14 protein-coding genes are annotated in these 14,254 nt (G+C 36.8%); 8 read left to right on the forward strand and 6 right to left on the reverse strand.

Features of this window, described 5'->3' with window-relative positions:
* The first annotated feature begins 1 nt into the window (after position 1).
* Positions 2–1,630 carry an FGGY-family carbohydrate kinase gene (locus tag PZ638_RS12740; protein WP_094961236.1) on the forward strand — a complete coding sequence of 543 codons (1,629 nt, stop codon included), beginning with the start codon at positions 2–4 and terminating at the stop codon, positions 1,628–1,630.
* A gap of 124 nt (positions 1,631–1,754) precedes the next feature.
* Here PZ638_RS12740 and PZ638_RS12745 read toward each other — a convergent pair whose 3' ends face one another.
* Positions 1,755–2,144: a hypothetical protein gene (locus PZ638_RS12745; RefSeq protein WP_004263505.1), complete on the reverse strand. Its 390-nt coding sequence runs from the start codon at positions 2,142–2,144 to the stop codon at positions 1,755–1,757.
* A 1,057-nt stretch (positions 2,145–3,201) separates the two neighbouring features.
* Between PZ638_RS12745 and PZ638_RS12750 the strand changes: the two genes are divergently transcribed.
* Positions 3,202–3,489, forward strand: a complete 288-nt coding sequence (locus PZ638_RS12750; protein WP_094961235.1) for a hypothetical protein — start codon at positions 3,202–3,204, stop codon at positions 3,487–3,489.
* A 69-nt stretch (positions 3,490–3,558) separates the two neighbouring features.
* Here PZ638_RS12750 and PZ638_RS12755 read toward each other — a convergent pair whose 3' ends face one another.
* The gene (locus PZ638_RS12755; RefSeq protein WP_094961234.1) at positions 3,559–4,452 is read right to left on the reverse strand and encodes an endonuclease/exonuclease/phosphatase family protein; all 894 of its coding nucleotides are present in this window, start codon (positions 4,450–4,452) and stop codon (positions 3,559–3,561) included.
* Positions 4,453–4,711: 259 nt separating this feature from the next.
* Positions 4,712–5,746 (reverse strand): LacI family DNA-binding transcriptional regulator, encoded by a 1,035-nt coding sequence (locus PZ638_RS12760; RefSeq protein WP_004263493.1) that lies wholly within the window; start codon positions 5,744–5,746, stop codon positions 4,712–4,714.
* A gap of 371 nt (positions 5,747–6,117) precedes the next feature.
* Here PZ638_RS12760 and PZ638_RS12765 point away from each other — a divergent pair, with 371 nt between their 5' ends.
* The 3 genes from PZ638_RS12765 to PZ638_RS12775 are packed head-to-tail and all read left to right on the forward strand — an operon-like array spanning position 6,118 to position 8,142.
* Positions 6,118–6,564 carry a PTS sugar transporter subunit IIA gene (locus tag PZ638_RS12765; RefSeq protein ID WP_004263485.1) on the forward strand — a complete coding sequence of 149 codons (447 nt, stop codon included), beginning with the start codon at positions 6,118–6,120 and terminating at the stop codon, positions 6,562–6,564.
* Between the two features lie 22 nt (positions 6,565–6,586).
* Complete coding sequence (locus PZ638_RS12770) at positions 6,587–6,874, forward strand: PTS sugar transporter subunit IIB (protein WP_004263481.1); 288 nt, start codon at positions 6,587–6,589, stop codon at positions 6,872–6,874.
* 11 nt (positions 6,875–6,885) lie between these two features.
* Positions 6,886–8,142, forward strand: coding sequence for a PTS ascorbate transporter subunit IIC (locus PZ638_RS12775; RefSeq protein WP_036958647.1), 1,257 nt, complete (start codon positions 6,886–6,888; stop codon positions 8,140–8,142).
* A gap of 52 nt (positions 8,143–8,194) precedes the next feature.
* Here PZ638_RS12775 and PZ638_RS12780 read toward each other — a convergent pair whose 3' ends face one another.
* On the reverse strand, positions 8,195–9,001 hold the full coding sequence (locus PZ638_RS12780; RefSeq protein WP_004263474.1) for a bestrophin-like domain: 807 nt from the start codon (positions 8,999–9,001) through the stop codon (positions 8,195–8,197).
* A 211-nt stretch (positions 9,002–9,212) separates the two neighbouring features.
* A complete protein-coding gene (locus PZ638_RS12785; protein WP_094961232.1) occupies positions 9,213–9,695 on the reverse strand; it encodes a 2-thiouracil desulfurase family protein in 483 nt (160 codons plus the stop codon).
* Positions 9,696–9,943: 248 nt separating this feature from the next.
* On the opposite strand from PZ638_RS12785, the gene PZ638_RS12790 reads away from it, so the two are divergent.
* The 3 genes from PZ638_RS12790 to PZ638_RS12800 all read left to right on the forward strand — a co-directional run bounded on the left by PZ638_RS12790 (position 9,944) and on the right by PZ638_RS12800 (position 12,703).
* A complete protein-coding gene (locus PZ638_RS12790) occupies positions 9,944–10,486 on the forward strand; it encodes an RrF2 family transcriptional regulator (protein ID WP_004263467.1) in 543 nt (180 codons plus the stop codon).
* Between the two features lie 128 nt (positions 10,487–10,614).
* Positions 10,615–11,823: an NAD(P)/FAD-dependent oxidoreductase gene (locus PZ638_RS12795; protein ID WP_094961231.1), complete on the forward strand. Its 1,209-nt coding sequence runs from the start codon at positions 10,615–10,617 to the stop codon at positions 11,821–11,823.
* A gap of 133 nt (positions 11,824–11,956) precedes the next feature.
* Positions 11,957–12,703: an ankyrin repeat domain-containing protein gene (locus PZ638_RS12800; RefSeq protein WP_206277722.1), complete on the forward strand. Its 747-nt coding sequence runs from the start codon at positions 11,957–11,959 to the stop codon at positions 12,701–12,703.
* Between the two features lie 310 nt (positions 12,704–13,013).
* Here PZ638_RS12800 and PZ638_RS12805 read toward each other — a convergent pair whose 3' ends face one another.
* Positions 13,014–13,958: an SPFH domain-containing protein gene (locus PZ638_RS12805; protein WP_094961230.1), complete on the reverse strand. Its 945-nt coding sequence runs from the start codon at positions 13,956–13,958 to the stop codon at positions 13,014–13,016.
* Positions 13,959–14,254 lie beyond the last annotated feature (296 nt).

Consider the following 14,254-nt stretch of genomic DNA (forward strand, 5'->3'; position numbering starts at 1 on the left):
AATGAATAATTCACATGCACGATTAAAAGATAACGATAAAGTCGTTATTGGTATCGATGTTGGCACAGGCAGTGCACGCGCCGGGGTCTTTGATATGTCCGGCAATATGTTAGCATCTGCCAAACGCGATATTACGCTCTTCCGTGATAACGCCAATTTCGCTGAGCAATCAAGTAACGAAATTTGGGAAGCGGTTTGTTATTGTGTCAAGCAAGCGATAGCATCATCAACAGTAAAACCACAACAAGTTGCAGGTATTGGCTTTGATGCAACCTGCTCACTGGTTGTCATTGGTTCAGATAAACATCCTATTACGGTTAGCCCATCGAATGACCCTGAGCGCAATATTATTGTTTGGATGGATCACCGTGCAACAGAACAAGCTGAGCGCATTAATCAATTAAAGCACCCTGTTCTAAACTATGTTGGCGGTAAGATTTCGCCCGAAATGGAAACGCCTAAGATTTTATGGCTAAAAGAAAATTTACGTCAATCCTATGATAACGCATGGCAATTTTTTGATTTAGCCGATTTTTTAACTTGGAAATCAACTAGCTCCTTAGCTCGCTCAACCTGTACTGTCACCTGTAAGTGGACATATCTTGCCCATGAAAAACGTTGGGATGCAGGCTACTTTCAACAGATTGGTCTATCTGAACTTGCCGATGAAAATTTCGCACGTATTGGTCAGCTTATTGTAGAACCAGGAACGCCTTGTGGTGAAGGCTTAACGGAAACCGCAGCCCAACAAATGGGATTACTAGCAGGGACACCTGTCGCTGCAGGCATGATAGATGCTCATGCAGGCGGTATTGGTACCGTTGGCGTAAATGGTGATGCAACCGCTAATATGGCATACGTATTTGGCACATCTTCATGCACGATGACAACGACTAAAGAACCCGTATTTATACCGGGTGTATGGGGTCCGTATTTCAGTGCAATGGTACCGGGCATGTGGCTAAATGAAGGAGGCCAAAGTGCGGCTGGTGCTGCAATTGACCAGTTACTATCCTTACATCCCGCTTCAGTACAAGCAAAACTTACGGCAAAAGAGCAAGGTAAACCCTTGCCTGTGATGTTAGCGGATTTAGTATTAGAAAAATCATCGTCACCATCACAGTCTGTTGAACTAGCTGAAAAAATACATGTGGTTCCTGAATTTTTAGGGAATCGAGCACCTTTTGCTGACCCTCATGCCAGAGCTGTCATTGCTGGATTAACCATGGATAACAGCATGGAAAATTTACTTTCTTTCTATGTTGCTGGTCTGTGTGGAATTGGCTATGGATTACGACAAATCATTGAAGCACAAGCAAAATCTGGTGCTGCTATTGAAAATATTGTTGTTAGTGGCGGTGCAGGACAGCACCCGTTGATCCGCCAGCTACTTGCTGATGCTTGTGGCGTTCCTGTGATTTCAACACAAGCCAGTGAACCAGTATTGCTAGGTTCTGCTATCCTTGGTGCCGTTGCAGGGAAAGTCTGTGAAGATGTCTCGCAAGCTATGGACCAATTTAGTGCTATCGACTTAACCTACCAAACCAATGAAGCATATAAAAACCGCCATGATACAAGATTCGCCTCTTTCTTGCATTTGCAACAATGTGCTAGAGAATTAAAAGGTTAATCACGTTGATATGACACTCAAGTAATATTTGGACTAAAGAAAGCCGTAAACCGGCTTTCTTTAATAGAATTCGTTTTGCTTATCGAGCTTAATTTAATAGAAAAACCTGCGCTATAGCTCACTTTTAGAAGCAATATCTTGTCCATAACGAATCGACCATTTCCTTTGGTACCAAATCGTAATCTCCCTCGACCATTGGAATAGACAAGGAGACCTTCCCTTGTTTATCACTGTAAGCTTTCACAATGAATTTTTTATAGCCTTCTAGCCTTGCATTCTTAACTCGAAACACTTCGCCACATACATAACCTAAATCCCCTTTATCCGCAGTTTGGCGAATAAAATTATATTTCACATTTTTAAATGAAGCAGATTCTGGATAAGATAAATAGTCTTCAACGCTACTCTTAGCCATTTTCACAAGATCAGGTGTAGGGGTATAGTTCAATGTCACACCTAAGATAAAAGAGCCCCCAGTTAACAATAAAATTGTGAGCAACTTTATGATATTCATATTACTAAGCTCTCATTTATTCAATAACAAGCCAATTGACCAAAATGACCTAATAATTTCGCCCCAAAATATACTTAAGCAGTTATCTTCAGCCAATTGTAAATAAATAATAATTATTTTAATAACAACCAACCTTATCTATATAAGAATACCTTATTAGATAACTTGTTTTTCTAATTATTACCCCAGATAACTGCTACCAACAAAGCGAATAAGTACAATTAGATTGATATGGGCTATTCGTATTTATACTTTATTTTACACACCTAATGAGTAAGTATACCAGTATTAAACTAAGAATATAAATAGTACTCGAAACATTAACTGTTTCAATTTGTATTTTTTTAACTAAAATAGTTTCAATTACCCAAAAACAGAAACAATAATAAGCCTTAACTGTTTATCATAACTTAACAAAAATAAACAAAAATATGTAATAAAACAATTCAATTCAATAATAGTCATGTCTAAATGTTAATTAACCCACTTAATGAGTATTTTCACTCAATATAAGCGTAAAATAGAATTAATTAATAATAAATCCGTTATTTTCAATTAAAATTCATCTAGCTTATTTAGATATTATAAAAACAAAAAATACCTAAAATTCAATTCACTACGAAATAACATATTAATTTGCATCATCTCTTAGCTTAATTTTTAGCATATCGTTAACGAGTATCTTTATTTCAGGCTAAATTAGCAATTTTATAGTACCCGTTAAAATGCAACGCAACCTAATCAATTGATTAATAAAACAAAAATAACAAATAAATTGATTAAAACGACGTTAACCATATGATAAAAAATAGTTAAAATCATCAACCCACCTTAAGAAACATAAGAATATTTAACTATATGCATATTGTAATTTACCATTGAATGCCTCTATATCTCTTCTTTTACACAATTTTTGATATATCTGACCAATCAAAATTACAGAATATTCCTAGGATAATTGATGCATTTAACCAATACATAAAATTATCCGGCTAAATTTGACAAAATATTTTTTTTATCTCATGTAGCATTGCTTTCCAAAGAAAAAGGGTTAACCATGACAAATACTCAATTACTATTACTTGCAACTAATAACATCAGAAATAACGTAGATCTAAGCCACTCTCAGGAATCTTATGTATACCAGTTTTACTATGCTAACGTCGTAGGTCACTTCGACAGCATTCAAAATTTTCTTACTGTATTTAAACAGCAGACGAGCGCAATATTAGATGCATCACAACAATTAGCAGAACAGCGGCAGCAGATATACTCAACAGTTGAGTATTATTTAGAAATAGCTGAAAAACGCTATATTGAAAGGAAAAAAATACTAGGCAATTAACTTAGCATTACAGTTGGAAAGGCCTACAAACCAAATGAGGCCTTTTATCGAAAATTTCTCTGTAAGTGTTTATTGCTCTTGTAGCTCTAATTCAGCAATTATAGGTAGGTGGTCGCTAACACTTGACCATTGAAACTCTTTACTATCCGTTGGAATTTCCATTTTTTTCACATCCCAAACTTGCCCTTTAAATGTAAAAATATGGTCGATGTCTATGGCTGGGTTTACCGCTGGCCAACTACGATAATCAACACCTTTAAACTCAACTGGGTTCCACATATAACGAATTTCTTGGATAGGCTGTTCATTAGCTGTTGAATTGAAATCTCCCGCTAATATTTTTATTGAGGCCGCAATATTATCAAACCCCGTATCTGTATCCCCAATACTCGCATCTAAAATATGGCGCACTTGCCCAATGCGAATGGTTGGATCTTTCTGCCAATCCAGATGTGTTCCCATCACAATAATTGGTGCATCAAAACCTGGCTTTGATATTTGAGATATTAATACAACCCGTTGTTCTGCATCACCAGAAGGTAAATTAATTACTTTAGATTTATCAATTTTATATTTTGATAAAATTCCTACACCGTACTCTCCACCATCAAAATCTAATGCCTTACCAAAAGCAAAATCCATCTTATTGGCTTTAGCTATTTCTTCTAGCTGGTGAACTTTTTTACTACGAGCGGTTTTATTATCAATTTCAGTTAAAACAATCACATCAGCATCTATTTTCGCAATCGCCTTATTTAGCTCATCAAGATTACTGACATCAGGTGACAACTCATTTTTACCAATGTTATACGTTGCGACTTTAATGGTCGGCTTGTTCGAAGTGTAAACTTTATTCGGAGTTCCTCCATCCTGTACTTTCAGAATTTCGGAACCCGACATTGTTGCCATCGCACCACAAGAAACTAGAATTGTGGTGGAAATAACTGTTTTTAGTAATTTCATTGTCTTCCCCTGTTAATGACTAATACAACAGAATAGTACAAGTATTTAATAAAATTCTCGCGGAGCTAACCCCGTTAACTTGCAGTTTTCATACATTAGCAGAGAATAAAAAAGATATAGTGACCCAGTCTACAATCTTATTTCGAGAGAAAAAAAAACATCTTTTTGACCGTCAAAATAGAGAGCTATCGCACTCCTATTCACTTAAGGATAAGCAAGAAATTCAAGAAAACGTGATCAACATACGATAAATTATATTTCACGCACTTTGTCTTGCTTCAAATTTATATGGGAAAACAACCCCTTCTTTACGTTCAACAAAGTCACAATCGACATCTGCAAGCCATTTTTGTAGCCTTTTCGCTGTTTCTCGTGCCATTTTACTGTAATCAATTCGCACAGATGTCAGTGACGGATGGATATGATCACAATTTGAAGTACCTTCAACACAAGCAATTGCTAACATTTTTGGTATCTGAATTAAACGTCTTTGGCACTCAAAAATGACACCAAGTGCAATCATTTCATGACTGCAAATCACAGCTTCAAGCTCAGGTTGGCGGGTCAACATCTCACTAATTGCCTGACGACCAAAATCCATCGTTGCGACATACGGAGTTGTAATACTTTGATCTGCACTTTGGTTATACGCCAGCATCGCTCGGTTCCAGCCACTTAATTGCTGACTTTGCATTTTACTGTCCATTTGAGCACCAATATAACCTATCTTCTTATACCCTTTTTGTAACATATAGTTGGTTAAAAAATTAACCGCATCTCCAACGTTACTTTTTATGTTCAACGTGACTGGATGATTAGATTCCCCCGCAACACTGACTACAGGGATATCTAAATTCTTCAAATAATTCGAAACGCTTTCTGAGTTTATCGCCCCAAAAACAATCAAAGCTGCGGGGTTACTCTGCAATAATGTCGATAAAACCTCAGACTCTTTTTTTTGCTGGTAATCATGGCTACCAATAACAACTTGATAACTATTTTTGTTCAGTGCTTCTTGTAAAGATTGCAGAAAAACTGAACTGGCATTATCACGCAAAGACGGAATTAAAACAGCAACAGTACGGCTTTGGCCTGACGCTAAAATACCTGCTGCGGAATTAGGTATATAACCAAGTTCTTCAACAGCAGCATTAATTTTTTCACGTAACTTATCAGACACTAATTCGGGTGTACGCAAAGCCCTAGATACCGTCATGGACCCAACGCCTGCGAATTTTGCGACGTCCTGCAGCGTGACTCGCCCTGTATTTTTTCTTTTTCGTATTTTTTGCATGTAATACTTTTACTTAGCCTAAACTGATTATTAACCCTAAGGTTATTGATCTTTGATGGTCAATTTTCATTCGAATCAAGCATGTTTTTTGCTTTTTCTCATGTTCTAGATTAAATGCGCTAAAAATAGCCAATATGGTTCTATTAAATCTAAAGAAACAGTCAATATCACCAGTCCTAGTTAACTTACCACAGGTTGAATTTGTTAATCAGCTGAGAAGTGTGTTCATTTCATATTTGCTCGCTATATTTTTTTAAAATGATAGCGCTATCACGAAAATGAAAGATTCAACTAGATAGCGCTACCATAGAACACTACTATTCATTCAACCATTACAAAGATAATAATTTCACTCTACCAGGAGCAACCCGATGCTAACGACATTACTGACCCCTAACGTCATTCAAGTCGTCGACAGTGCCAATAATTGGCAAGAAGCGATAAAAATCGCCTGTAATCCATTAATTAATAATAAGTTCATCGAACCAAGATATATTGATGCAATAATTCAATCACACGAAAAAATCGGCCCTTACTATGTATTAGGCCCAGGTATTGCCATGCCGCATGCACGTCCAGAAGACGGAGTAAACCAATTATCTCTTGGGTTAACCGTTATCAAACAAGGTGTTGAATTTGGCTCCGATGGCAATGACCCAATCAAATTGTTAATTGTACTGGCAGCAACTGATAGCAATAGCCATATTGGTGCTATCGCGAAACTCGCAGAACTATTTGATAATCAAGACGATGTAGATAACATCATGCAATCAGAAAACGTAGATGACATTCTAAAAATCATCGCTAAATACGAATAAGCTAAATATTAAGGTAAATATTATGAAAATTACTGTTGTTTGTGGAAATGGTTTAGGTACTAGTTTGATGATGGAAATGAGCATCAAAAATATCTTAAAAGATTTGCAAGTTAATGCAGATGTTGACCATGTTGATCTAGGCTCAGCAAAAGGCACTGTGAGTGATATCTTTGTTGGTACAAGCGATATTGCTGAACAATTAGTCGCTCAACAAGTTGGTGGCGAAATCGTTGCTCTCGAAAATATGATTGATAAAGTTGCAATGAAAGAACGTCTCACCATTGCTTTACAAAAACTCGGCGCGATGTAAGCGGAGGCACTATGTCATTTTTTCGTTTTCTGATGCAGGATGTTTTATCTGAACCAGCCATTCTTGTTGGTCTAATCGCACTTATTGGTTTGATCGCGCAGAAAAAACCCGTCACTGAATGCATTAAAGGCACCATTAAAACCATAATGGGTTTTGTGATCTTAGGCGCTGGTGCTGGCTTAGTTGTCAGCTCTTTAGGTGATTTTTCCGCTATTTTCCAACATGCTTTTGGTATTAATGGTGTGGTACCAAATAACGAAGCTATTGTTTCTATTGCACAAAAAAGCTTCGGTCGTGAAATGGCAATGATTATGTTCTTTGCGATGCTAATCAATATCTTGATTGCTCGCTTAACACCATGGAAATTTATATTCCTCACTGGGCACCATACGTTATTCATGTCCATGATGATAGCAGTTATCTTAGCTACCGCTGGAATGGAAGGAACTCTATTAGTCACTGTTGGCTCACTGATTGTTGGCTTTTGTATGGTATTTTTCCCAGCAATTGCCCACCCTTACATGAAAAAAGTGACAGGCTCAGATGATGTTGCGATTGGGCATTTTTCAACGATTTCTTATGTCCTAGCTGGGTTCATTGGAAGCAAATTCGGTAATAAAGAACATTCAACAGAAGACATGAATGTCCCGAAAAGCTTACTATTTTTAAGAGATACACCTGTCGCTATCTCTTTCACCATGTTCATTATTTTTATCATTACATGCTTATTCGCAGGCGGTGATTTCGTTCGCGAAGTCAGTGGTGGTAAGAATTGGTTCATGTTCTCATTAATGCAATCCATTACATTTGCTGCAGGCGTATACATTATTCTGCAAGGTGTACGTATGGTTATTGCAGAAATCGTCCCTGCGTTTAAAGGTATCTCAGACAAATTAGTCCCTAATGCGAAGCCTGCTTTAGACTGCCCAGTGGTATTCCCATATGCACCAAACGCCGTATTAGTCGGATTTTTAAGTAGTTTCGCTGCCGGTGTTTTGGGAATGTTCGTTCTGTATGCATTAAATATGACGGTTATTATTCCAGGCGTTGTACCGCATTTCTTCGTAGGTGCTGCTGCCGGTGTTTTTGGTAATGCAACAGGCGGTCGTCGTGGAGCTATCTTGGGTGCATTTGCTCAAGGGCTGCTTATTACCTTCCTACCAGTATTCCTATTACCTGTTCTTGGGGATATTGGTATTGCTAATACTACATTCAGTGACGCTGACTTTGGCGCAATCGGAATTTTATTAGGCATTATCGTCCGCTAAAACAGAACTCCCCATGGCAAATTTGCTAGTGGGGAGTTTTTTTACAACGCCCCTACTTTCCCAACCAAGCACCATCCCTAAATAAGAATTCCTGTAATAAAATTAAATCATCAGGTGTTACGTGGATCATACCTTCACCAGGAACATCAATTTCTGCAATCATAAATAGAGCCAACGTGGTTAATGACGGCAATATGAGTATCAACCAATTTTTCCCTTTTGTCCCGCGTATATTGTAACCAATAAGAATATTTGAACAGATAGCAAAAAAGATCAGTAAAAACCAAGTTGCATTTGGAATTTGGTGTCGCCAACTTGCCATCGTTTTTTGTTGAGAAAGATAAAGGTCGCTAAATGCACTGAGTACAGAAGCCACAATAGGGTTTGGTGTTTGACTTGCTTCTTTTACCGCGATTTCCCATAATTGACTCTGCTTTTCCAAAGAAGTCATCCGCCATTGGTTATTTTCGTCACTGATACCTGACTTAAAAAACTCAATCCGAGCTTCCAAGTATTGTTGAATAAGCTGAGAGGCTTTTCCTCTATCATCAGTGCTCAATAACTGTGCTCTCTGATATGCCGTACCAATAGCAATAGCTTCATTTTCTTCTGTTTGCTGACGGTTGTTATAGCCATTAATCGAAATTGATAAAACAAACCCTATCAATAAACCCAATAAAGATAAAATCGCCCCTAAAATAATTTTAGCTTCATCATCCGTCGCTTCTTCGTGGGCTGATTTACGCTTAAAAATATATTTACCAACGTAGGCAGAAATAACTAACAAGATAAATGTGATAACAAATAAAAGAATGGAATCGATTGGAGAATCATTGATCAACTCAGAAATATTAAACATCGTATAAACTCATGAAATTTATTTCCTGATGATATAACACAACTGCAATACAATTATCTAGACAGTACTATTTTTTTGCTAAATTTCAGATAATAACAACAATCAGGCATCATAATACGACATCCAATTAGCTAACAATAAAGCACAACCCCCCTAATACAGAATTCACTCACTATATTTACCTTAAGTTGATTATCAAAATATATTTTCATTACATTTTTTCGAAATAACCCCTAATTTTCATGATTAAATCAGGTGAGTTCTCATCCAATATATCAATATGGTGCCGTTTAAATAGTGCAGCACAGACACCCATACCGACTTTTAAAGTGCCATCAAACTGACCATTATAGATATGCTGACTACCGCACGAGGGGCTATTACTTTTGAGTACAACTAATCTCACATTCATTAATTGAATTTTTTCTAAAGCAATATACGCACCACGAATAAATTCTTGAGTGACATCGATATTATCGCTTCCGACCACACTAGCTCGCCCAGCGAGTACATCATCACCATTTCCCCCCATTATTTCTGCAGATGCTCTCGGTGTTGGTAACCCGCCAAAAACTTCAGGACAAATACTGATGGCCAGACCATCCTCATAGAGTTTTTTCAAAGGAGTATATAATTGATGCTTCCCATCATACCTTACACAATACCCTAACAAACAAGCGCTTACTGCAATCATAACTAATCCTATTAATAGACCTGACTTTTTAAGGTATTTTTCATGGTTATATTAGACAATAAGTTTACAAAATACTTCGCGCTAATAGTGCTCGTAGAACAAATAAAAACGCTTACAGCTTCATAGATCTGTAACTTGTGGCTGTTTACACCCATAACGCGGACTAAACTTATCTTAGTTTATTGACAATTAAAACGGAGACCTGTATTGTCCTTGTTTATAAATAGATGCTTAGGAAATTTAAATAAATGGCACACATTACTGTCAGTGTTGAATATGGTATCCATTGTCTACTTTGGTTTGTTGATAATCCCGAACGCTCTCTTAGCAGTAGAGAACTTGCAGAGCTACAAGGCATCTCTCCAAGTTTTCTAGCAAAAATTTTACCTCGGTTAGAAAAAGCAGGGATCGTGAGTTCGAATGAGGGAATTAGAGGTGGATATCGATTAGCATTACCCCCTGAAAAAATCACATTTCTATCTATAATTGATGCTATAGAAGGTTATAAACCGCTTTTCGAGTGCCAGGAAATACGACGCCGCTGTGCTGTTTTCGAAGAAAATGGTCTACCACAATGGGCCATTTCAGGTACCTGCTCCGTACATAAAGTCATTCTTCAAGCCGAAAATGCCATGAGAGATGTATTAGCTAACCAAACCCTCGCTGATGTGGCGCAGCGTCTATGTCAAATCGCCCCTAATAGTTTTTATAGAGATGTAAACTCATGGATGGATCAAAAAATTGAAGCTAGAACAGTGCGTTCGAGCAAAGGAGGTCGTGGTAAAACATAACATATAATCCGATAACCATAAATTATATCGTTTGTACCTAATTTTAATAACATCTTCACTGGTGCGGTTTTTTATTATTTAAAATTTGCAACTGAGCATTTAAAGTTAAACTCCAAAGGAATTCAATAATGACAGCTAAAATTGTTATTGCAGGATCTGGTTTTGCTGGCTTCTGGGCAGCTATTTCAGCAATGCGGGTAATTTCACAAGAAAATAAAGAAAATAGCATCAAAGTTATTTTAATTTCACCAAGACCGAATCTCACTATACGGCCGCGTTTATATGAAGCAAAGCTGGATAATATATCCCCTGATATTTCAAAGCAGCTAGCTGCCGTCGGTGTTGAATATATTGCAGGTGAAATCCAGAATATCGATACAGATGCAAAGTTATTAACCGTTAATCTAGCTAATGGCAACCAAACTACGTTAGTCTATGAGCGCTTTATTCTGGCAACTGGTAGCCAATTAAATGTACCTCCCGTTCCTGGATTTGATAGGTATGGCTTTGATGTTGATTCATTAGAAACTGCACATCGTCTTGAAACACATTTACAAGCACTAAAGAACAAACCGGAAACTTTAGCTAGAAATACCGTTGTTGTCGTCGGTGGAGGATTAACAGGCTTAGAAAGTGCTGCTGAAATGCCAGCCCGACTAAAAGCAATTCTTGGTGAAACAACAGAGGGCCGAGTATTTATAATTGACTCAGAATCCACTGTGGGAGCAGGAATGGGAGCCGAAATTTCACCTGTAATTCAACAAGCTCTAACTGAATGCGGCGTTGAATTGCGTGCAGGATTACGCGTCAAAGCAATAAGTCATGATGGTGTTACTCTGTCAAATGGTGAATACATAGAGTCAAATACTGTCGTATTGGCGACAGGAGTAAAAGCGAGTTTTCTAACAGAACAGATTCGTGGTGAACGTGACGCTAGTAATAGGATTATCTCGGATAATTATTTACACGCACAAGCTGTCTCAAATGTTTTTGTAGCAGGAGATACTGTCAAAGCTCCCACAGATAATCAAGGAAATCATAATTTAATGACTTGCCAACATGCTCTAAGTTTAGGTCGTGTTGCAGGGTATAATGCAGCAGCTGAGCTATTAGGTCTTCCATTACACCCTTATAGTCAACCTAAATATGTAACTTGCCTTGATTTAGGGGCTTGGGGTGCTCTTTATACCGAAGGTTGGCATAGGAAAATACATCATATTAAACAGGAAGGAAAAAAGATAAAGCAAGAAATTAATACCAAGTGGATATATCCACCTGAGTTAGAAAAAAATGAGTTATTTGCTATCGCTGCTCCGGATTATGTCATCGTTCCTTGAGATAAAGATAAAAATTAATATATTCAAATAAATCAGAGTAACCACATAAAAATACAATGAGTATGATTTGTATTGCTTTGTATCGTTTATTTTTTAATACTAATACATAACTAAATATTAATAAGGTTTCAATATGCATATTAAAAAAGTTATATTTGCTTTTTCATTAATTACTTTTGGGGCTGTATCTCAGGCCCAAGTTATTAATAATAATAATAATCCTTTAAAATATAGGCATTTTAAAACAGATTATACTACTATGCTCGAACTAGCGAATAAAGAACGCTTACCTTGGAGAGTCTTCTATGAAAGTCCTAGCGAGGGCGCCAATGCCGAATGGTTTGATGCCGTAAAGCAGGGAGATTTAGATAAAGTAAAACAGATGGTTACTGAGGGGCAAGATATAGAAGCCAAAGACACTGGTAGCTTAGACCAAACGGCTCTTGGATGGGCGGCCTTTATTGGCGATGAAGCAATGGTTGATTATCTTATCTCGCAGAATGCTAATCTTTGGGCAACCGATACAGGTGACGTATATAATGTACTAAAATCAGCGGTGCTTGGTAATAATGTCAATGTTGTAAAAAAAATTCATCATCTAATGAAAAATGAAGTAGATTTGAATAATCAACAAATTGAAAGTGATGGTGAAACATTAGTCATGATAGCCGCGAGTAATAATAGAATGGAAACGGTTAAATATTTATTATCGCAAGGAGCAGATATTAACCGGAGCACAACGACTGATGATGTAACCATGTTTTCTTATGACCAAAGTGCATTAACTTATGCATGTAAGAATAATCTTCCAGAAATGCAAAAATTCCTTATTGATAATGGAGCTCTAAATCATCGTACTGGTAAACCATCTTGTGATTGATTTATAGAAATATAGGGTAATAACAGAAAATTTTGCGTCAATCATGTAAAAATTATTTTCAGTAGCTCAAGAAAAGTATGTATTGTTAACATTCCTATGCATTTAAGTGAATATTCTAAAAAAGATATTGTATCACTTAGCATAATAAAAAGAGAGTATTGAGCGTACCCTTCCATAAATTGAATGGCCTGATTCCGGTTCAATATCGAAATCAGGCCTTATAACCCGTTGACTAAAAGTGCATAACCTTATGTGGTCACCTCAAGCTTAATAGAACGAGCTTTAACTGCGGTAATTCTTTTAATTAATATTACTGGCTATTACGCATATCCATAATCATTTTACCATCGTAATCTGCACCAACAACAATATTAGGTACCTCACCTTTATATTTATGAGCTTTAATCTGCTCAATCTCTAACTGTTTCCAATTGATCATTTCATGGGTAATAGTACGTTGCAATATCGCATTCGCTTCAGCTTCTTTCTGAGCAGCATACAATTTTGCATCTGCTTCTTGGCGCATCGCAAATGAACTTGCTTGTGCGTTACGTTCTCTGGCGATGGCTTGTTGTTCAGCAGACTCTCTTTCCGCTTCAGCAATAACAACCTTTTTCTGAGCTAATTCACGCTCTTTTTCTGCCTCTGCTTTTGCTTGGTTGATTTGCTCTTGGCGCATTTTGGTATTAACCACTTGCTCTTGTACAACCTCAGGCAAAGTAATATCTTGGATCATGATTTCTTTTATTGTATAGCCATAAGGAGAAGCATACCCTTGAATAGCATCACGAATAGATTCTTGTAATTTTCTTTGTGTATCTGCAGTATAAAGATCTTGTGCATTAGCAACATCTTTACCAAATTCTAAAATCGTTGAGATCAGCTTTTGGCGTACATATTTATCTAAAGCTTCGCTTTCTGTACCACCATTAATACGTAATACAGGAGCTTTCGCACCATCAAATTGAAGCATTACCGTAATATCAACAATAGATTTTAATTTATCTTGCGAAGGTACTCTTAGCTCTTTTAGTGATACTCGAATATCTTTTGTTGAGTACGTATCAAATGTTGTAAACGGATTAATTGGAAAATGTAAACCTGCATCATAAGCAACTGGGTCGACTTTTCCTAAAAATGTCCCCACCTTAACCGAGCCATCTTGTACAATAGTATATGAATTGATCCCTACGAGACCAATAACTAGAAGTAATGCAGCACCGACAACCAATTTAATCATTGATTTAAATTGCATGAGTTAATCCCTATCAAATTAATAATTATAATAAAGCGCCTTATTGTCACCACTTATTTTCTAACTACAAGTCTAATAATCCTAAATTTAAAAGCACTAAATCTGCTGTTTCTATTTTGGTAAAAATGAATCGCTGAGCCATTACAGATAATTTTGTTATAAACCTAGTTTTATCCTTTTAAATTATTAGTGCTTATTTTCAATCATAAAACACAGGTATGATTATTTATAATCACTCTCTCGATCAGTTTAAATAACATTCACTCCATCAAAAAGCCAAATTTGTATTATTTTAA

The organism is Providencia hangzhouensis, from assembly GCF_029193595.2.
Lineage (GTDB): Bacteria > Pseudomonadota > Gammaproteobacteria > Enterobacterales > Enterobacteriaceae > Providencia > Providencia hangzhouensis.

What these genes read in the sequence shown, in the direction of transcription:
- PZ638_RS12740 (WP_094961236.1), top strand. Translation starts at nt 2, where the DNA reads ATGAATAATTCACATGCACGATTAAAAGATAACGATAAAGTCGTTATT.
- PZ638_RS12745 (WP_004263505.1), bottom strand. Translation starts at nt 2,144, where the DNA reads ATGAATATCATAAAGTTGCTCACAATTTTATTGTTAACTGGGGGCTCT.
- PZ638_RS12750 (WP_094961235.1), top strand. Translation starts at nt 3,202, where the DNA reads ATGACAAATACTCAATTACTATTACTTGCAACTAATAACATCAGAAAT.
- PZ638_RS12755 (WP_094961234.1), bottom strand. Translation starts at nt 4,452, where the DNA reads ATGAAATTACTAAAAACAGTTATTTCCACCACAATTCTAGTTTCTTGT.
- PZ638_RS12760 (WP_004263493.1), bottom strand. Translation starts at nt 5,746, where the DNA reads ATGCAAAAAATACGAAAAAGAAAAAATACAGGGCGAGTCACGCTGCAG.
- PZ638_RS12765 (WP_004263485.1), top strand. Translation starts at nt 6,118, where the DNA reads ATGCTAACGACATTACTGACCCCTAACGTCATTCAAGTCGTCGACAGT.
- PZ638_RS12770 (WP_004263481.1), top strand. Translation starts at nt 6,587, where the DNA reads ATGAAAATTACTGTTGTTTGTGGAAATGGTTTAGGTACTAGTTTGATG.
- PZ638_RS12775 (WP_036958647.1), top strand. Translation starts at nt 6,886, where the DNA reads ATGTCATTTTTTCGTTTTCTGATGCAGGATGTTTTATCTGAACCAGCC.
- PZ638_RS12780 (WP_004263474.1), bottom strand. Translation starts at nt 9,001, where the DNA reads ATGTTTAATATTTCTGAGTTGATCAATGATTCTCCAATCGATTCCATT.
- PZ638_RS12785 (WP_094961232.1), bottom strand. Translation starts at nt 9,695, where the DNA reads ATGATTGCAGTAAGCGCTTGTTTGTTAGGGTATTGTGTAAGGTATGAT.
- PZ638_RS12790 (WP_004263467.1), top strand. Translation starts at nt 9,944, where the DNA reads ATGGCACACATTACTGTCAGTGTTGAATATGGTATCCATTGTCTACTT.
- PZ638_RS12795 (WP_094961231.1), top strand. Translation starts at nt 10,615, where the DNA reads ATGACAGCTAAAATTGTTATTGCAGGATCTGGTTTTGCTGGCTTCTGG.
- PZ638_RS12800 (WP_206277722.1), top strand. Translation starts at nt 11,957, where the DNA reads ATGCATATTAAAAAAGTTATATTTGCTTTTTCATTAATTACTTTTGGG.
- PZ638_RS12805 (WP_094961230.1), bottom strand. Translation starts at nt 13,958, where the DNA reads ATGCAATTTAAATCAATGATTAAATTGGTTGTCGGTGCTGCATTACTT.